The sequence below is a fragment of the Flagellimonas aequoris genome (assembly GCF_003584165.1).
Classification (GTDB): Bacteria; Bacteroidota; Bacteroidia; order Flavobacteriales; family Flavobacteriaceae; genus Flagellimonas; species Flagellimonas aequoris.
In genome coordinates, this window is sequence record NZ_QXFJ01000030.1 from 687,628 (window position 1) to 706,530 (window position 18,903).

Below are 18,903 nucleotides of genomic sequence, written 5' to 3' on the forward strand. Positions count from 1 at the left end.
CATGTTTGATATCTTTTCTAGCCCCGATGCCTGGATGGCACTGCTTACCCTTACTTTTTTGGAGATTGTATTGGGTATAGACAACATTATCTTCATTTCCATTGCTGCGGGCAAGTTGGAAAAGAAAAACAGAAGAAAGGCCACCAATATCGGTTTGGTCTTGGCCATGGTCATGCGAATCCTGCTGTTGTTTGGAATCACCTGGCTCACCAAAATGAAGAAGCCTTTTCTGGTGTTGAATGAATCTTGGGTTACCGGGGGTATTAGCTGGCAGGCCGTAATATTGTTCGGCGGAGGATTGTTCTTGCTTTACAAGAGTACTAAGGAGATCCATGAGAAGATTGAAGATCGTGGTCATGACGAGAGGGAAGTTGAAAAATCTAGGTCCTCTTCGTTGATGAATGCCATTGTTCAGATAACCGTGATCAATATTGTGTTCTCTTTTGATTCCATTCTGACGGCCATTGGCATGACCAATGGAATATCTCCAAACCCAACGGATGCTCTGATTTTAATGATTACGGCTGTTGTAATTTCCGTTGTCATCATGATGTTGTTCGCCAACCCCGTTGGAGAGTTTGTCAACCGCCATCCTTCCATTCAAGTATTAGGGTTGTCCTTTTTGATATTGATTGGGTTCATGCTGATCGCCGAGTCCGCACACCTTTCCCATTTGGTAGTGTTTGGCAACGAGGTAGGTGCCATACCAAAAGGGTATCTTTATTTTGCCATAGCCTTCTCCCTGATGGTGGAATTCTTAAATCTAAGGATTAGGAAAAATCCACAACCAAATGAAGGTCAGGAAATTATTGAAGAACATTAACAACTCAATTCGGCCTGTGATAAGCCAGTGTCGGGTTGGTTTCTTTGTGCTCTTCGCAAAGTCGTTGCTGTTGTTTTACGGTAAGGGTACTGCCATCATGGCTCCATCCCGGTGGGCCAAAAATGTACATTAATTTGTGTGAGAACTTCTTTACCTTCTTCACATCATTCCAGATATCCTTGAATTCGTGAGTCAAGATAACCACTGGATTATAGGAATCGGGGGAATGGATAACACCGTATTTCACATCGATATCATCATCAAGTTCTTTCCAGGTACCGAACACTTTGTCAAAAATGTTCAAGAATCCTCCATGGTTTTTATCCAAGTATTCCACGTTTTGGGCGTGGTGCACTTGGTGCATGGTGTGGGTGTTCATGAACTTTTCCAAAAAGCCCAATTTTGGGATATACACTGAATGCAGCTGAAATTGCCAAAGGGCTTCAATGCCCAGGCACACCACCACCATTTCTGGTGGAAATCCAATGGCAGGCATCCATGCATAGAAAAAGGGTTTGTATAGAATGGTAAACCAACCGTTCCTTACTGCGGTCCCAAGATTATAATTGTCGGAGGAATGGTGAACGATATGCGCTGCCCATAGAATGCGGATTTCATGATTGGCACGATGGAACCAGTAATAGGTAAAGTCATCTGCCAATTGGCACAGAATCCAAACATACCAAGCATAACTAAAGGATTCGAAACCCAAGAAATTGGTGCGCACCCCATCAACCATGGGGTTGCAAAGTTCGTAAACACCTTCAAATAGTACAATGGCGAATGCCACTTTGAACAATGGGCCCAAAATGGCCGAACCAATCCCCATAAAACCACTGGCGGCCAAATCCTTCCAATTATAGAGGTGGTCGTCCCCATGGGTTTTACTATAGGTTAATTCTACTAAGATAAAGGCAATAAAAACTGGTACGCCGTAGACCAGCGGGTTGGTGAAATCCATATAGATGTATTAAGCAATCTTGTTTAGGTGTGTCTCTTGGGCGAGAATATAGGCAGAAAAAGACTCAAAACAAAGAAGTTTGATCGGAACCTTCATCTTTTGTCCCTATATCAGTATCATCGTCATCTATACTTTCTTCATCTACTACCTCAATGTCCTCAGTTTTAGTCTCTTCGGGCTCTTCATAGGGTAAAGAGTCCAAGACATTGATGTTCTTGATTTTTTCCGCCGTCAGTTGATTGCCCAAAGCCTTTATGCCCTTAACCGCAATAAATTCTTCTACATTGACTTGTTGATTGGGTTTGGCGTCCTTTCCGCGTGGTTTTACAAATTCTAGTTCAATCATGGGTCTCCAATCTGTGGAAACGAGTTCTAAATGGGATTTTGGACTTTCGGAAATAACCACTTCCTCCTTGTTGGGGTTTTCCACCAAAAAGCGTTTAAGGAAATATCGGTCTTTTTCACCGTCATAGTGCACTACAGAAATCGGCTTGTTCGGATTCCATTTTTCCAGAACGATCATATCGTCGTTGAACCTTGCGAGCAAATCGGGCACAATCGTCTTTACAATGCCTTTTTGGTCAATGACCAGTAACAGATCGTCCCCCTTGAATTCCCCGAGCAACTCCCCTCTTCCATCCACATTCAAGCGGCCAACCACATCATCGAACCAAATTTTCCTGGGTTTAAGGGTGGAAACGCCTTTTTCTTTGAGTTCAATACGCTTTACCGGATATTTGGTGACAAGGTTGCCTTTGGATGCCCTTCCCTTGATGAGCACGTCGGCAAAATCCAGGTCCCATTTCAATTTTTTAATGCTGCCCGACTGACGAAGCATAACCGTTACCACTTCGGCTTCCCCATTGGGATTGGCCGAAAAATACAATACGTCCGAAGAGGCTTTCTCTCCGGCCAATTGATACATTTTGTCACGGGTGATGCTGGTCACATTAAATCGTTTCACATAGCTTGGACCTCCTTTGCCATCCTTGTAGATCATATTATAGATGGTGCGTTTGTCCTTTTTCTTGAAAACGGCCACATGGATGATGTTCTTGTCCACAAACACTTTGGAGTCGACTTTGGTGACCATCATTTCGCCTTTTTGGGTAAAAACAATGATATCATCAATGTCACTACAATCCGTCACATACTCGTCACGTTTTAGGGAGGTGCCAATAAAACCTTCCTCTCTATTGACGTACAGTTTTGTGTTGCGGATGACCACTTTGGTGGCCTCAATATCATCGAAAATCTTGATTTCGGATTTGCGTTCCCTTCCCGCTGCGTATTTTTTCTTCAGCTCCTTGAAATAATCGATAGCATATTCCACCAAATGCTCCAAATGGTGTTTGGTCTGCGCAATCTTTTCTTCCAGGCCTTCAATAAATTGCTGGGCCTTTTCCAAATCGAATTTGGAAATACGCTTGATTCGGATTTCGGTCAAGCGAACAATATCCTCTTCGGTTACAGCGCGTTTCAAATGTTGGGTATGCGGCTTCAATCCCTTGTCGATGGCAGCGATTACCCCTTCCCAAGTTTCTTCTTCCTCAATATCTCGATAGATCCTGTTCTCAATAAAGATGCGTTCCAAGGAAGCGAAGTGCCACTGTTCCTCCAATTCGTCAAGTTGGATTTCCAACTCAGCTTTCAGTAGATCAACAGTATTGTCCGTGGAACGTTGAAGCATTTCTTTAACTCCAATAAAATTAGGCTTGTTATCCTCGATGATGCATCCCAAAGGAGAAATGGAGGATTCGCAAGCTGTGAAAGCATACAAGGCATCAATGGTCTTGTCCGGAGAAATGCCCGGGGGCAAGTGTACCAGGATTTCCACTTCAGCTGCGGTATTGTCCTCTATCTTCTTGATCTTGATCTTGCCTTTCTCATTGGCTTTGAGAATGGAATCGATTAAAGAAGAAGTGTTGGTTCCGTAGGGTATTTCGGTGATGACCAAGGTGTTCTTGTCCAAAGTGGAGATTTTGGCCCTTACCCGAACCTTGCCGCCACGCAAACCATCGTTATAATTGGTCACATCAATAATGCCAGCCGTAGGGAAATCAGGATATAACGTAAAACGTTGTCCTTTCAAATGCTTGATGGAGGCATCGATCAATTCCACAAAATTGTGCGGTAATATTTTTGTCGAAAGCCCAACCGCAATCCCTTCGGCACCCTGCGCCAATAACAATGGAAATTTCACCGGAAGATTGATGGGTTCCTTTTTTCTACCGTCGTAAGAAAGTTGCCATTCGGTGATTTTTGGACTGTACACCACTTCCAGTGCAAACTTGGAAAGTCTGGCCTCAATATATCGGGGTGCCGCGGCACCGTCCCCGGTCAGGATGTTCCCCCAGTTTCCTTGGGTGTCAATAAGAAGGTCTTTTTGACCAATTTGGACCATGGCGTCCGCAATACTGGCATCTCCGTGGGGGTGGTATTGCATGGTGTGCCCTACTACATTGGCCACTTTGTTGTAACGTCCATCGTCCAATTCCTTTAGCGCGTGCATGATCCTACGCTGCACAGGTTTAAACCCGTCTTCAATGGCAGGTACGGCTCGCTCCAAAATTACGTAGGAAGCATAATCCAAAAACCAATCTTTGTACATCCCCGTTACCTTGACCAGGCTATCTTGGGGCTCTTCATGGTTTTCTAAACCTTCATCATTCAGTTCTTCGTTCTCTTCCATTTAGAAGGGCAGCATTTAGTTGGTTCACAGTTGATTTTCCTCAACTAGATCTAGTTCGACTTTAAGGTTGTTTATGATAAATTCCTGTCTGTCCGGCGTATTTTTCCCCATGTAAAACTGTAACAGGTTGTCGATACTCATCGCTTTGTCCAGCATTACAGGTTCCAAGCGTATATCGTCTCCAATAAAATGTTGAAACTCGTCCGGAGAAATTTCTCCCAATCCCTTGAATCGGGTAATTTCCGGTTTGCCTGTCAGTTTTTCAATGGCCTGACGTTTTTCCTCTTCACTATAGCAATAAATGGTTTCCTTTTTATTGCGCACCCTGAACAATGGAGTTTGAAGAATGTAAAGGTGATTTTCCTTGATCAGCTCTGGGAAGAACTGCAGGAAAAATGTAATCAACAGCAAACGAATGTGCATACCGTCAACATCGGCATCCGTGGCAATCACGATATTGTTGTAGCGCAAATCTTCCATGGATTCCTCAATGTTCAATGCCGCTTGTAACAGGTTGAACTCCTCGTTCTCATATACAATCTTTTTAGACATTCCGTAGGAGTTCAACGGTTTTCCACGAAGACTGAACACGGCTTGGGTGTTCACATCCCTGGATTTGGTGATGGATCCGGAAGCGGAATCCCCCTCCGTAATGAATAGGGTGCTATCCAGCCTGCGGTCACTTTTCATGTCCTGCAGATGTATACGGCAGTCACGTAATTTTTTATTGTGGAGGCTTGCCTTTTTGGCCCGTTCCCTTGCCAGTTTTCGAATACCGGACAGTTCCTTGCGCTCTCGTTCCGCCTGAACAATTTTGCGTTGCAACGCCTCAGCGGTCTGAGGATTTTTGTGCAAATAGTTATCCAAATAGGTGCCTAAAAAATCGTTGATATAGGTGCGTACCGTTGGCAGGTTACCACCCATATCGGTGGAACCCAATTTGGTTTTGGTCTGACTCTCAAAAACAGGCTCCATCACTTTAATGGATATGGCCGAAATAATGGACTTCCGTATATCGGAAGCATCGTAGTTTTTTCCGTAAAAATCGCGGATGGTCTTGACCACTGCCTCCCTAAAAGCAGCTTGGTGTGTTCCTCCCTGTGTGGTATGCTGCCCGTTCACAAAGGAATGGTATTCTTCGCTGTACTGGGTTTTACTATGGGTCATGGCCACCTCAATGTCCTCTCCTTTTAGGTGGATGATCGGGTAGAGAAAATCGTCCTCATTGTTGTTGTCTTCCAACAGATCCTTCAAACCGTTTTCGGACTGATACTTCTCCCCATTGAACATAATGGTAAGTCCGGGATTGAGGTAGACGTAATTTTTGAGCATGCGTTCCACATACTCATTTCGGTATTTATAGTTTTTGAATATGGTATCGTCCGGGGTGAAACTAATTTTGGTCCCCCTTCTTCTTGAAGATTCTTCCAAAAGTTCTTCGTTGACGAGGTTTCCTATATTGAACTCAGCCGACTTGGATTGCCCATCCCTGTTCGATTCCACCTTAAAAAAAGTGGACAGGGCATTGACGGCCTTGGTACCAACACCGTTCAACCCTACCGATTTCTTGAAAGCACGGGTATCGTACTTACCCCCGGTGTTCATCTTGGAAACCACATCGACCACCTTGCCCAATGGAATGCCTCGGCCGTAGTCGCGCACATGCACCATGTTGTCCTTTATGGTAATTTCGATAGTCTTGCCTGCACCCATGACAAATTCATCGATACAGTTATCGATGACTTCCTTGAGCAGTATGTAGATACCGTCATCGGCGGACGAGCCATCTCCTAATTTACCAATGTACATTCCAGGACGCATGCGAATATGCTCCTTCCAATCCAGGGAACGAATATTATCCTCTGTATACTGGGTTTCTGCCATTAATCTATAAGGGTTAATCCTTGCTAATATAAAATTTAGGGGCAAAAATAACAGTGCCGGACAAAGAAAGTAATCAACAATGAAAGTGTACAATTGTTAATATACATCACGCCTTAGCCCTCTTTTTTCGCTGTATGGAGAGGTAGGTGACCCCAAAAATCACCACCATCATTCCTAGTAATTGCCAGTATGTCAATCTTTCATTCAAAAATACAAAAGCCAACAGAATTGTGGAAACTGGACCCAAGCTCCCCAATATCGAAAAATTGGAAGCGCCTAATCGTTCTATGGATGCCGAAACCAGAAAAGATGGGATCAAAGTGGCCAAAATGGCCATGGCGAACCCATATAGATAAACAGGCGGCGGATATTCCCAAAGCTGCCAGCTCCCGGCAATGAGGTAATGTACCATGATACAGGTTGTAGAAACAATCATGGCATAACACGTAAATCGCAACATCCCGAATTTAGGAATCAACCAGCCGCTACCCACCAAATATGAAGCATAGGTAATGGCACTCAACAACACCAAAAAACCACCCCACAATACTCCATTGCCTGTGATATCCAATTCGCTCCAAAAGGTGATAACCACTCCAATGTAAGTGATGATAATGGCCACAGATTGCACTTTGGTTATTCTTTGTTTGAAGAAAAACCAGGACAGAAAAACCACAATGGTGGGGTACACAAAAAGAATGATCCGTTCCAGACCTGCCTTGATGTAGTTCAATCCCAAAAAATCGAAATAGCTGGCCAGATAGTAGCCCACAAACCCGAAAAGGAACAACCATGCATAATCCTTTAGGTTGATTTGGATTGATGGTTTTTTCTTTCTAATCAAAAAGAGAATGAAAAGATAAAACGGAAGCGAAAAAAGCATTCGGAACAAAAGAAGATCCAAGGTGTCCACATAGTATTCATAGGCCAGTTTGACCATGACCGCCTTGGAGGAAAATAGAATCACCCCCACAATACCATAAAAGATTCCCAAGCTTTTGTTCGACATACATCAAAACTAAACTTGAACTAAAAATTAAAAGGAGAAAATCTGGTAGAATTACAACGGTCAGTGTTTACACATTAAACCTAAAGTGCATGATATCACCGTCTTTCACGATATATTCCTTGCCTTCTACACGCATACGGCCAGCTTCCTTTACCTTGGATTCGCTGCCATATTTAATGTAATCGTCATAAGAAATCACCTCTGCTCGGATAAATCCCTTTTCAAAGTCGGTATGGATCACCCCTGCAGCCTGGGGAGCGGTTGCCCCAACGGGAATGGTCCAAGCACGAACCTCTTTAACCCCTGCAGTAAAATAGGTTTCTAGATCCAATAATTTGTAAGCCCCGCGAATCAGTTTAGCTGAACCCGGTTCAGTAAGGCCCAAATCTTCCAAGAACATTTGACGCTCTTCATAGGTTTCCAATTCAGTGATGTCTGCCTCGGTACCCACGGCCAAAAAGATGACCTCAGCATTTTCATTGGCTACGGCTTCTTTTACCTTTTCAACATAAGCATTGCCCGTTGTGGCTGAACCTTCGTCCACGTTGCATACGTACATCACAGGTTTATCGGTGATCAGTTGCATGGGTCTTACATATTCGGCACGGTCTTCCTCGCTGATCTGAATAGCGCGAACCGAAGTTCCGGACTCCAAACCTTGCTTAACGGCATTGAGCACGGCTTCTTCCTTTTGGGCTTCCTTGTTTCCAGTTTTGGCTGCTCTTTTAACTTTTTCCAGTTTTTTGTCCACACTTTCCAAATCCTTCAACTGGAGTTCCATATCGATGGTTTCCTTATCTCGAATTGGGTTTACGGAACCATCCACGTGCACAATATTGTCATTGTCAAAACACCTCAAAACGTGCAGAATGGCATCGGTTTCACGGATATTTCCCAAAAACTGGTTGCCCAAACCTTCACCCTTGCTAGCTCCTTTTACCAATCCGGCAATATCCACAATTTCTACTGTTGCAGGAACCACGCGCTCTGGATTTACCAACTCTTCCAATTTTTCCAATCGCTGGTCGGGCACGTTCACCACACCAATGTTGGGTTCAATGGTACAAAAAGGGAAGTTGGCACTTTGTGCTTTTGCATTGGAAAGGCAATTGAACAAAGTTGATTTTCCTACGTTGGGCAATCCTACAATACCGGCTTTCATTGACTAGATAATAGATGTTATATTTTAGAACTCGGATTAAATCTCAGAACACAGAAATACTATTGTATTCATTGATTATTGATGACTGTTCATTGATTTAAGGCTGCAAATATAAGTTGAAGTTTTGGTTGAGGGATCAATATTTCCCAATCAAAAGGTAGATGCCCATGATAAACAGGGCTATGATTCCTAAAATGGCCACCAAAGAGAGGATGCATCCCACCTGCATCCAAATGCCTTTGTACTCTTTTTCCTTTTCTTCCATAAAAAAACCCGAACCATTTAAAGTCCGGGCTAAATTACAAGATATTTTATTGATTAGTTGTTGGGATGCATAAAACGCTGCTTGCCCAACAATACATCTTCGCTTTCCACATGGTCCTCATCGGGGACACAACAATCCACCGGGCAAACCGCGGCACATTGGGGTTCTTCATGAAAACCTTTGCACTCGGTACATTTATCTGGAACGATATAATAGATTTCATCACTTACGGGATCCTGCACATCATCCGCATTCACGGCCTTGCCGCTTGGCAAAACCACATCTCCGGTCAACGATGTCCCATCGCTGTATCTCCACTCATCTGCACCTTCATAAATTGCGGTATTGGGGCATTCTGGCTCGCAAGCACCACAGTTTATGCATTCATCTGTTATAATTATGGCCATAATTTTCTTTTCCTTTTGGGCTGATTCTTTTCAGCATGCTTACTTTTGACAAAAATAAACCCTAGTAATTTAGTGTACAAATTTAATGACACCGTATAACCAAAGAATTGGAGCTTTTGTCGAACTTGGAAAATACCTAACGGATTTTTGCGAAAAATGTTATGCAAACGATGATTCCATTGACCTTGAATTCAAGGAAATAGTGGCTCGGGCACAACAGGAAAACGGATGGTTTACCCAAGAGAATATTTTGCACGCTTTAAGGGAATGGGGACATTTGCTCACCAAAGAAAATCTTGAAGATTGGTTGTCTGGATATGATCTGGGCACTGTGGATTATCCAAAAACCATTGGCATCATCATGGCCGGGAATATACCTTTGGTAGGCTTTCATGATTTTCTCTGCGTTATCTTTTCCGGACACAAGGTTTTGGCCAAGCTTTCTTCCAATGACAAAAGATTGTTGCCGCATTTGGTGAAATTTTTGGACGAACAATATCCGTCATTAAAGGAGTACATCACTTTCGTGGATGGAAAAATGGAAGGCTTCGATGCTGTCATTGCCACTGGAAGCAATAATACAGGACGTTACTTCGAATATTATTTTGGCCAAAAACCACATATCATCCGAAAGAACCGGAATTCGGCAGCTATCCTGACAGGCAAAGAAACCCAAGAAGAATTGGTGGCCTTGGGTGAAGATATTTTTAGGTATTATGGATTGGGTTGCCGCAATGTTTCCAAAATCTATATTCCTGAAGGATATGATTTTGAACCTTTCTTTAAGGCCATGTTCAATTATGGGGATATCATCCACCAGCACAAGTACGCCAACAATTACGATTATAACAAAGCGGTATACTTAATGAGCGATTTCAAGATTTTGGACAATGAGTTTCTGGTCTTGAAAGAAGAGTCGTCCCTCTCCTCGCCAATTTCAGTGTTGTTCTATTCCTATTATAGTTCGGAAGAAAATCTTCAAAAGGAATTGGAAGCGTTGAATGATCAAATCCAATGTGTGGTTTCCAATCAAAATAGGGATGGACATGTTGGTTTTGGCCAAACACAAAAACCCCAACTTGACGATTATGCGGATGGTGTCGATACTATGGAATTTCTGCTTCAACTTTAAGAAAAATCGAACCCTGAGAACCATTTTCAGATCCAAGAATTTTTAAGACCTTTATCCCGTAAACCAAGGAAATGAAAAAACACAATTTTAGTGCAGGACCCAGCATTTTGCCCAAAGAGGTCTTGTTAAAGGCTTCCGAGGCCGTAATGGACCTCGATGGAATCGGACTTTCCCTAATCGAAATATCCCACCGTAGCAAGGAATTTGTAGCCATCATTGAAAAGGCCCGTTCCTTGGCACTGGAATTGATGGGGTTGGAAGGAAAAGGCTATCAGGCCATTTTTCTTCAGGGTGGTGCGAGCATGCAGTTTTTAATGGCCGCCTATAATCTTTTGGAGAAAAAAGCAGGATACGTGAATACGGGTACCTGGAGTCAAAAAGCCATCAAGGAAGCTCGCTTATTCGGTGAAATTGTTGAAGTGGCCTCATCCCAAGAAGATAATTTCGACCATATCCCAAAGGGATACAAGGTGCCGAGCGACTTGGACTACCTTCACCTGACCTCGAACAACACCATCTATGGAACACAGATCAAAGAATTTCCTGAAACGGACGTTCCCCTGGTTTGTGATATGAGTTCCGACATCTTTTCCCGTCAGCTCGATTTCTCAAAATTTGACCTGATCTACGCCGGGGCCCAAAAGAATATGGGACCTGCCGGAACCACTCTTGTAGTAGTCAAGGAAGATGTATTGGGTAAGGTATCCCGAAAAATCCCATCCATGTTGGATTATGCCGTGCATGTAAGCAAGGATAGTATGTTCAATACTCCCCCTGTGTTTGCGGTCTATGTTTCCATGCTTACGATGCAGTGGTTGAAGGATTTGGGAGGTATTCCAGCCATTGAGGAAATCAACGAGCGGAAAGCCAACTTGATCTATTCCGAAATTGAACTGAACCCTGTATTCTCGGGTTTTGCGGCCAAAGAAGACCGTTCCATGATGAATGCCACGTTCAATATTACTGATGATGGACTCAAGGATATATTTGACAATATGTGTAAGGAAGCGGGCATCAGCGGTATCAACGGGCATAGATCCGTTGGTGGTTACAGGGCTTCCATGTACAATGCACTTCCCATTGAAAGTGTTGGGGTTTTGGTCGATATCATGAGTGAATTGGAAAAGAAAGGATAAGTTTTTTTAAATGTTCAATTCTAAGTTTTAAGTGTTGATTGAGGACAAGACCTTTAAATTTTCTCTTAGTATCATCAAATTGGTTAAAGATTTGAAGGAAAATAAAGAGTTTGTCTTTGCTGATCAATTGCTTCGTTCATCAACCAGTATTGGAGCCAATCTTGTGGAAGCTGGTGCAGGTCAATCCAAAAGGGATTTCATCGCAAAAATGGCGATTGCTTCCAAAGAGGCAAGGGAAACGCGTTATTGGCTCAGATTGATCAAAGAAAGTAAATTGACAAAGATTGGAACAGAATCTTATTTGGATGAAATCGACCAGATCATTAAAATATTGACCAAAATCGTGAAGACCAGTCAAGAAACCATTTAGCATTCAAAATTTAAAACTTATAAATTAATGAAGGTCATATTAGCCAACGACGGGTTGGCAAAAGAAGGAATCGCTTTGCTTGAAAAAGCTGGATTTGAGGTCAACCTTACACATGTTGCCCAAGAACAGTTGGCAAACTTTATCAATGAAAATAAAATCAACGGACTTTTGGTCCGCAGTGCCACCAAGGTCAACAAGGAAATCATTGATGCTTGCCCCCCCCTTAAATTGATCGGTCGCGGCGGTGTTGGCATGGACAATATCGATGTGAAACATGCTGAGTCCAAGGGAATCCATATCATCAATACCCCAGAGGCTTCTTCCGAATCCGTTGCCGAACTGGTCTTTGCCCATTTGTTCGGTGCGGTCCGTTTCCTCCCAGACTCCAATAGAAATATGCCACTGGAAGGCGAGAGCCATTTCAAATCACTCAAGAAAAGCTATGCAGGTGGGTTGGAACTACGTGGAAAAACATTGGGTATTGTTGGTTTCGGAAGAATTGGACAGGCAACAGCCAAGATGGCCTTGGCTTTGGGGATGAAAGTAATCTATACCGATCATCATGTCAATAAAGCTAATCTGGAGGTTTCTTTTTTTGATGGTCAATCCGTGTCTTTTTCTTTGGAGGCCCAAGATCTGAAAAGTGTGTTGAAGCAATCCGATTTCGTTAGCCTACATGTTCCCGCACAAGAGGATTATGTCATCGGCAAAAAAGAATTGGAAATGATGAAGCCGGGTTCTGGAATCATCAATACCTCCCGTGGTGGCATTTTGGACGAAGTGGCATTGGTGGAAGCCTTGGATAATGATCACCTTGCCTTTGCAGGATTGGATGTTTACGAATCGGAACCCCATCCAGAAATCCAAATATTGATGAACCCCAAAATATCCCTTACACCCCACATCGGGGCATCGACCATCGAAGCACAGCAGCGTATTGGAATGGAATTGGCCCAGCAGGTTATCAAATTGCTAAATTAATTTGTTTTTGAGGGCCAAAAGAGGATGGTAAAGACTACTTTTTTGTACATTGTTCTTCTAACCTTAACACGAACGAAATGTCAGGATTATTGGATTTACTGAATAGCCCCATGGGCAAACAATTGGTCAGTGGGGTCGCAGGACAAACAGGCCAATCCGAGAGCAAAACTGCCGATGTTTTGAGCATGGCCATGCCACTTTTGATGGGAGCCATGAAAAAGAACACTTCCACACCAGGTGGTGCCCAAGGATTGATGAACGCGCTCAGTTCCAAACACGATGGAAGCATTTTGGATAATCTGGGAGGTTTCTTTGGTGGAGGTGTAGACCAAAGCGCCATGGATGACGGAGCCGGGATTTTAGGTCATATTTTAGGATCAAAACAGCCACAGGTCGAGAATGCCCTAAGTAGTAAATCGGGGATGGATGCAGGTACCATTGCCCAGATTTTACAGATAGCCGCCCCTATCCTATTGGGATATTTGGGCAAGCAGACACGACAACAGAATGTGAGCAGCCCTGATGGACTCAACGGACTTTTAGGTGGATTGATGGGCGGTAACAAAACTGCGGCCAAACAGCAATCCCTCATTGAAACTTTTTTGGATTCCGATGGTGATGGCAGTATTATGGACGATCTTGCCGGAATGGTATTGAACGGAGGGGGCCAAAAGAAAAGTGGCCTGGGAGGAATCCTCGGCGGATTGTTTGGCAAATAGAAACACCGACTTAACGTTATTTAACAAAGCCGTTTGAAATTTCAAACGGCTTTTTTTGTACCTTAAGATTATGAAAAAGAAAAAGATAAAGATACATTATTCGTTAATGACGATTGTTTTGTTAATGCTCGTCTCCTGTACTACCCAAAAGCAAGCGTTGGATATTTCCAGCGAGGAACAGGCCCTTTTTGATTCCAAAGAAGAAGAACCTGTGGAAATCAAAGATGAAAAAACAGAGTATGAGATCATCATTATTGAACCGGGCTTCAACACATGGTTGTTGAGCATTGCCAGGCCTGAAGGTTATTATTCGCAAAGTTTTCTTGAAAACCGCAACGCCATTTTGGTCATGAATTGGAACCAAAGGGTAATGCAACCCAACTTGTATAATCCAAACCTATATGAAATGCAGATCAACTACGATCCCAATATCGATTATGGGTATGAGGTCAACTACAAACTCTACAATTATTTCATATACTTTCAAAGAAAGTATCACCAACGCTTGGGACCCTTTATTCCAAGGATTTAATGTCGTATTTTTGCATGACAACCAAAGGCAATGCAAAGAATAAGACAGCGTTGGGAAATCCAGAAGAATTGGCAATTAATTTTTCCTGTTCTTGGCGTAACGCTTACCATGCTTGCCGCCTATATGATCGCTAGAAGGTTATTACACCTTTTTGGGCTCAACAACACCTATTTTGAATGGATTTTCACCATTGGTATGACCTTGCTTTTATACTTTTTGTTGGTCCGGCTCTTTTTATGGTGTTTTAAAAAGTTGGAAAATAAATGGAAGGTGACCTACAAATGGGAAATGATCACCATTTTTATTGTTTTTGCCATAACGGGCAGTTTGGCCGGTAAAATGGCAGGTCCCTTAGTGGAATGGATCGGACTGGGCAAGGGCACCATACATCACGTTCTTTATTGGACCATCAGGATTCTTATCATTTTTCCCTTGTATCAAGTCTTATTGATTTCCATAGGATGGCTTTTTGGACAGTTCCAATTCTTCTGGAATTTTGAAAAAAAAATGCTCAAACGCATGGGATTGGGCTTTCTTGCCCCATAGTTTAAGGTTTTATTAACACAGAAAGAGCAAAGGTCTTCTTTAAATTTGTTGGAAATGGCCTTCAAACTCCACAAACGCGCGATCTCATATCTCTCCCTTGTTCTTGCATTGGGGATTCTTACGCCGTCTGTTGTCAAGTTGGCACATGCCATATATGGGCATTCCCAAGAGCAAAAATGTCTCGCACAGGGGACCAATCATATCCACAGTGCAAACTTTCATTGTGATTTTCATGATTTTACCCTGGCCTCCAAGGTATTCTTCAATTCTTCTTTTACCTATGTACCGGTAGACATTCCGGAAATTGTTCACAATGAAACGGCCTATCATTTTGTCTTTAAACCCTTCAAGGCACAATACCATGCCTTACGAGGTCCTCCAAGGGTTGTAACATCTACTGCCGTCTAGATTTACAAACCTTTTAATTTTTACAATGAAACAATTTTATCTGGCAATGCTATGGGCATTGTCCCCCCTATATATATTTTCACAAAATACCCTCACGGGGACCATCACGGATTCTGATAGTGGCGCTCCACTAGAGCAGGTTTCCATTTACTTTCCACAATTGCAAAACGGTACCATTACGGATGAGAATGGAAATTACACCCTAAAAAACCTTCCGGAAGGCAATTACAAATTGGTGGTTTCTTACTTGGGATATGAAACCTATTCCATTTCTTTTGAAATCGGGACAGGAAATAATGTGTTCGATTATCAAATGGTTCCCTCGGCCATAGAAATGGATGAAGTGGTCCTTTCCACACCCTTCCATAAACTGGAAAGGGAAAACGTAATGAAAGTAGAACAAAAGTCAATCGCCGAGCTTAAAAGTGAAGGAGCCATGACCTTAGCGGATGGCATCACCCGGATACCAGGGGTATCCTCCGTATCTACCGGTGTAGGTATTGGGAAGCCTGTGATACGTGGATTGAGCTTCAATAGGGTTTTGGTATACACGCAAGGCGTCCGTTTGGAAAACCAACAATTTGGTGGTGAGCATGGTCTTGGATTGAATGATGCCGGGATTTCCAGTATCGAGGTCATCAAAGGCCCCGCGTCATTGCTATATGGCTCCGACGCCTTGGGAGGCGTCCTCTATTTAAATCCGGAAAATTTTGAACTAGCAGGTAAGACTTCCGGGGATGTAAACCTGAACTATTTTACCAATACCTTGGGCTATGGAACCAACGCTGGTTTCAAGACGTCAGGCGAGAAATTCAAGTTTTTGGTAAGGGGTGCCATTGCCTCCAATGCGGACTACGAAACCGGGGACGGCACCAGTGTCACCAATTCCAGGTTCAAGGAATCGGATATCAAGACAGGTTTTGCCTATCAAGCCGCCAAATTCAAAACGGAGCTGCGATATAACTACAATCTATCAAAGCTCGGTATTCCAGAAGAGATAGGTGTACAGAACAATGATCGCGATCCATTGTTACCCTATCAGGAAATTTTCACCCATATCCTGAGTTCCAAGAACAATTTCTTTTTCAAGAAATCAAGCCTTGAAGCTACTTTTGGCTATATTTTTAACGACAGAAAAGAGTTTGAGGAAGAGCATGATCATGAAGAAGAAGGTGAGGAAGAGGAACATGGAGAGGGACCTTCCTTGCATATGGAGTTGAGTACCTTCAACTACAACATCCACTACAATCCGCAATGGGGCAAAACAACCACTATTTTCGGAATCCAGGGAATGAGCCAAAAGAATGAAAACTTTGGGGAAGAAGTGTTGATTCCAAACGCTACCACCAATGATTTTGGGGTTTTGGCCACATCTCACATCCATTTCACTAAAAGTGATTTTCAATGGGGACTCCGGTATGATGTCCGTGCCATAAAGGGTGATGAAAGCGGTGTACAAGGTGAAGAAACCTATATTGCTGCCATTGACCGTAATTTCAACAGCTTTAATGCTGCTGTGGGGTACCGTGTAGATGTTACCGATAATATTTTGGCCCGTTTGAACCTCGCATCTGGGTTTAGAGCACCCAACTTGGCGGAATTGACCTCCAATGGGCTACATAGCGGGGCCAACCGCGTGGAAATAGGAAATCCCGATCTTAAGAGTGAGCGGAATTTTCAGATAGACCTCGCCCTTGAATACGGGAACAAACACGTGGAAGCCTACATCAATGGGTTCTACAATGGCGTGAGCGATTACATCTACCTTCAGCCTACAGGCGAGTTTAGGGATACGGACCCCATCTACATCTTTCAACAACAGAATGCTACTTTGTATGGTGGTGAATTTGGATTCCACATTCACCCACACCCTATAGATTGGTTGCATCTGGAAAGCAGTTATGACATTGTCTACGGTCAATTGGAAAATGACACCAACCTACCTTTGATGCCAGCTAATAAATGGACCAATACCTTCAGGGTGGAATGGAACAAAAAGGACACCCAATACCGATGCTATGCATTCGTAACGCTTCAAACTTTTTTTGACCAGAACAAAGTGGCCGTATTCGAGACCAAGACCCCGCGTTACAATTTGTTCAATGTTGGTGTTGGGGGAGATATCAAGATCTTTGACCACAAAATTGGATACAAGATCAGTGGTAACAACCTATTCGACAAAAACTATATCTCGCACCTATCTAGGTTGAAAACGGATGGAATTGCCAACATTGGGCGCAACGTAGCTTTCAATTTGAGTATTCCCCTGTAAAAGTTTTAAACTGAATCATTAGAAGGGCAACGATTGATGAAACATCAGTCGTTGTTCTTTTTTTTGGCCAAAAGATAGGTGTAGATCCACTTCAAGGTAAACGTAGGGATAATATCAAGACCGGGAATCAACTCTTCTGTAAAGGTGATCAAACCAGCGGCCTGCCCTACCCTGCCCTTGTACATACGGGTCATGAGCCAACCGGCAATGGGAGCCCAGATTACGTCGGAAAACTCACCCACACCAGGAATGATAAAGGATAACATCCCAATACCATCAAACACCAATCCCAGAATGAGATTGCGGTACTTCTTGTCTTTTTCTTCTCCCATAAAGGAAAAATAGGAATTCCCCCCGAATTGTGGAAATCGACTAGGATAAATCTGAACTGATGAGTTTCAGGAACTCGTTACGGGTCTCTATTTTTTCAAATTGTCCCCTAAAACCTGATGTGGTAGTCACAGAGTTTTGTTTCTGTACCCCGCGCATCATCATGCACATGTGGGCCGCTTCGATTACCACGGCAACTCCTTTTGGTTTCAAGGTGTTGTTGATGCATTCCAAAATATCATGTGTCAACCGTTCCTGCACCTGTAACCTACGGGCAAAAACATCCACAATGCGCGGAATCTTGCTCAATCCCACAATATGTCCGTTGGGAATGTAGGCGATGTGGGCCTTGCCAAAAAAAGGCAACATATGGTGTTCGCAAAGCGAATACATTTCTATGTCTTTGATGATGACCATATCGTCATAACTTTCGGCAAACATGGCGCTCCTCAAAATTTCCTCAGCATCCTGTTGATAACCTTGGGTAAGAAACAACATGGCTTTGGCGGCACGCTCTGGTGTCTTGACCAATCCTTCACGGGTCACATCTTCCCCAATATCACCCACGATCTTGGCAAAATGATCCTTGACCTCGTTAGTGATCTCGATGTTGTATTCCTCTAAATTTCTATAAGGTGCCATGCTGTAGTTTTTTTGAAAAATAGGTATTCAATTTTTTGATTTTTGGATCGATAATGACCTGACAATACGGTTGTTGATGATGGTCGTTGTAATAATTGTGATGCTCCTCCTCTGCTAAATAAAAGGGTTTTTCTTCAGAAATAGCCGTAACAATAGGTGATGCAAAGATGTCTTCTTTTTCCAACAGGGCAATGAATTGTTCCGCCAATTCCTTCTGTTCAGGATTTGTGCAGAAAATCTCACTACGATATTGGGTGCCCACATCGTTCCCCTGTCGGTTAAGGGTTGTGGGGTCATGCGTGGCAAAAAATACTTCCAGCAATTCGGTATACGAGACTTGGGAAGGATCAAACGTAATCTTGATGGCCTCTGCATGTCCGGTCCTGCCCGTACAGATTTCACGATAAGCAGGATTTTTAATGGTGCCACCTGTATACCCAGGCACCACGGATTCCACCCCTTTCAAGCGTTGAAAAACCGCTTCGGTACACCAAAAACAACCGCCAGCAAAGATGGCGGTCTCCAATGTAGTATTATTTTGTTTATCCATTATTATTCAAAGTTAAACAAAGTTTAGGATTTCACATTCTAAATCCTAAACTAATTCCATTCGGTATTAGTCGCACAAATGA

At 43.1% G+C, this 18,903-nt stretch carries 20 protein-coding genes; 10 read left to right on the forward strand and 10 right to left on the reverse strand.

Annotated elements, in window-relative coordinates; all coding sequences use genetic code 11:
- The first annotated feature begins 1 nt into the window (after position 1).
- On the forward strand, positions 2 to 823 hold the full coding sequence (locus D2U88_RS16720; RefSeq protein ID WP_119641657.1) for a TerC family protein: 822 nt from the start codon (positions 2 to 4) through the stop codon (positions 821 to 823).
- Between the two features lie 4 nt (positions 824 to 827).
- On the opposite strand, the gene D2U88_RS16725 is transcribed toward D2U88_RS16720, so the two are convergent.
- The 7 genes from D2U88_RS16725 to D2U88_RS16750 all read right to left on the reverse strand — a co-directional run bounded on the left by D2U88_RS16725 (position 828) and on the right by D2U88_RS16750 (position 9,203).
- Positions 828 to 1,784, reverse strand: coding sequence for a sterol desaturase family protein (locus D2U88_RS16725; RefSeq protein WP_119641658.1), 957 nt, complete (start codon positions 1,782 to 1,784; stop codon positions 828 to 830).
- Positions 1,785 to 1,848: 64 nt separating this feature from the next.
- Entirely contained in the window at positions 1,849 to 4,476 is a 2,628-nt protein-coding gene (locus D2U88_RS16730) for a DNA gyrase/topoisomerase IV subunit A (RefSeq protein WP_119641659.1), read from the reverse strand.
- 24 nt (positions 4,477 to 4,500) lie between these two features.
- Positions 4,501 to 6,360, reverse strand: a complete 1,860-nt coding sequence (locus tag D2U88_RS16735) for a DNA topoisomerase IV subunit B (protein WP_119641660.1) — start codon at positions 6,358 to 6,360, stop codon at positions 4,501 to 4,503.
- Between the two features lie 106 nt (positions 6,361 to 6,466).
- Entirely contained in the window at positions 6,467 to 7,369 is a 903-nt protein-coding gene (locus tag D2U88_RS16740) for a DMT family transporter (protein WP_119641661.1), read from the reverse strand.
- Between the two features lie 67 nt (positions 7,370 to 7,436).
- On the reverse strand, positions 7,437 to 8,531 hold the full coding sequence (gene ychF / locus D2U88_RS16745; protein ID WP_119641662.1) for a redox-regulated ATPase YchF: 1,095 nt from the start codon (positions 8,529 to 8,531) through the stop codon (positions 7,437 to 7,439).
- A gap of 136 nt (positions 8,532 to 8,667) precedes the next feature.
- Positions 8,668 to 8,796, reverse strand: coding sequence for a hypothetical protein (locus D2U88_RS19800; protein ID WP_262696608.1), 129 nt, complete (start codon positions 8,794 to 8,796; stop codon positions 8,668 to 8,670).
- Positions 8,797 to 8,849: 53 nt separating this feature from the next.
- Positions 8,850 to 9,203: a 4Fe-4S dicluster domain-containing protein gene (locus D2U88_RS16750; RefSeq protein ID WP_119641663.1), complete on the reverse strand. Its 354-nt coding sequence runs from the start codon at positions 9,201 to 9,203 to the stop codon at positions 8,850 to 8,852.
- Between the two features lie 85 nt (positions 9,204 to 9,288).
- Between D2U88_RS16750 and D2U88_RS16755 the strand changes: the two genes are divergently transcribed.
- The 9 genes from D2U88_RS16755 (at position 9,289) to D2U88_RS16795 (ending at position 17,299) form a co-directional block, all read left to right on the forward strand.
- On the forward strand, positions 9,289 to 10,335 hold the full coding sequence (locus tag D2U88_RS16755) for an acyl-CoA reductase (protein ID WP_119641664.1): 1,047 nt from the start codon (positions 9,289 to 9,291) through the stop codon (positions 10,333 to 10,335).
- A gap of 71 nt (positions 10,336 to 10,406) precedes the next feature.
- The gene (gene serC, locus D2U88_RS16760) at positions 10,407 to 11,471 is read left to right on the forward strand and encodes a 3-phosphoserine/phosphohydroxythreonine transaminase (RefSeq protein ID WP_119641665.1); all 1,065 of its coding nucleotides are present in this window, start codon (positions 10,407 to 10,409) and stop codon (positions 11,469 to 11,471) included.
- Positions 11,472 to 11,502: 31 nt separating this feature from the next.
- Entirely contained in the window at positions 11,503 to 11,841 is a 339-nt protein-coding gene (locus D2U88_RS16765; RefSeq protein WP_119641666.1) for a four helix bundle protein, read from the forward strand.
- Positions 11,842 to 11,868: 27 nt separating this feature from the next.
- Entirely contained in the window at positions 11,869 to 12,822 is a 954-nt protein-coding gene (locus D2U88_RS16770) for a D-2-hydroxyacid dehydrogenase (protein ID WP_119641667.1), read from the forward strand.
- 77 nt (positions 12,823 to 12,899) lie between these two features.
- Complete coding sequence (locus D2U88_RS16775) at positions 12,900 to 13,541, forward strand: DUF937 domain-containing protein (RefSeq protein ID WP_119641668.1); 642 nt, start codon at positions 12,900 to 12,902, stop codon at positions 13,539 to 13,541.
- 106 nt (positions 13,542 to 13,647) lie between these two features.
- Complete coding sequence (locus D2U88_RS16780) at positions 13,648 to 14,073, forward strand: DUF6146 family protein (protein ID WP_235855811.1); 426 nt, start codon at positions 13,648 to 13,650, stop codon at positions 14,071 to 14,073.
- A 30-nt stretch (positions 14,074 to 14,103) separates the two neighbouring features.
- Positions 14,104 to 14,619, forward strand: coding sequence for a DUF6787 family protein (locus D2U88_RS16785; RefSeq protein ID WP_119641670.1), 516 nt, complete (start codon positions 14,104 to 14,106; stop codon positions 14,617 to 14,619).
- Between the two features lie 54 nt (positions 14,620 to 14,673).
- Positions 14,674 to 15,027, forward strand: a complete 354-nt coding sequence (locus tag D2U88_RS16790) for a hypothetical protein (RefSeq protein ID WP_119641671.1) — start codon at positions 14,674 to 14,676, stop codon at positions 15,025 to 15,027.
- Positions 15,028 to 15,052: 25 nt separating this feature from the next.
- Positions 15,053 to 17,299, forward strand: coding sequence for a TonB-dependent receptor (locus D2U88_RS16795; protein WP_235855812.1), 2,247 nt, complete (start codon positions 15,053 to 15,055; stop codon positions 17,297 to 17,299).
- 44 nt (positions 17,300 to 17,343) lie between these two features.
- Here the strand turns inward: D2U88_RS16795 and D2U88_RS16800 are convergent, their stop codons facing one another.
- From D2U88_RS16800 to msrA, 3 genes are read right to left on the reverse strand one after another with little or no spacing between them, the layout of a single operon-like run.
- Positions 17,344 to 17,631, reverse strand: coding sequence for a hypothetical protein (locus D2U88_RS16800; protein WP_119641672.1), 288 nt, complete (start codon positions 17,629 to 17,631; stop codon positions 17,344 to 17,346).
- 40 nt (positions 17,632 to 17,671) lie between these two features.
- Positions 17,672 to 18,271 carry a GTP cyclohydrolase I FolE gene (gene folE, locus D2U88_RS16805; protein ID WP_119641673.1) on the reverse strand — a complete coding sequence of 200 codons (600 nt, stop codon included), beginning with the start codon at positions 18,269 to 18,271 and terminating at the stop codon, positions 17,672 to 17,674.
- A complete protein-coding gene (msrA, locus tag D2U88_RS16810; RefSeq protein WP_119641674.1) occupies positions 18,258 to 18,821 on the reverse strand; it encodes a peptide-methionine (S)-S-oxide reductase MsrA in 564 nt (187 codons plus the stop codon). Before msrA ends, folE begins: the two co-directional genes overlap by 14 nt.
- Positions 18,822 to 18,903 lie beyond the last annotated feature (82 nt).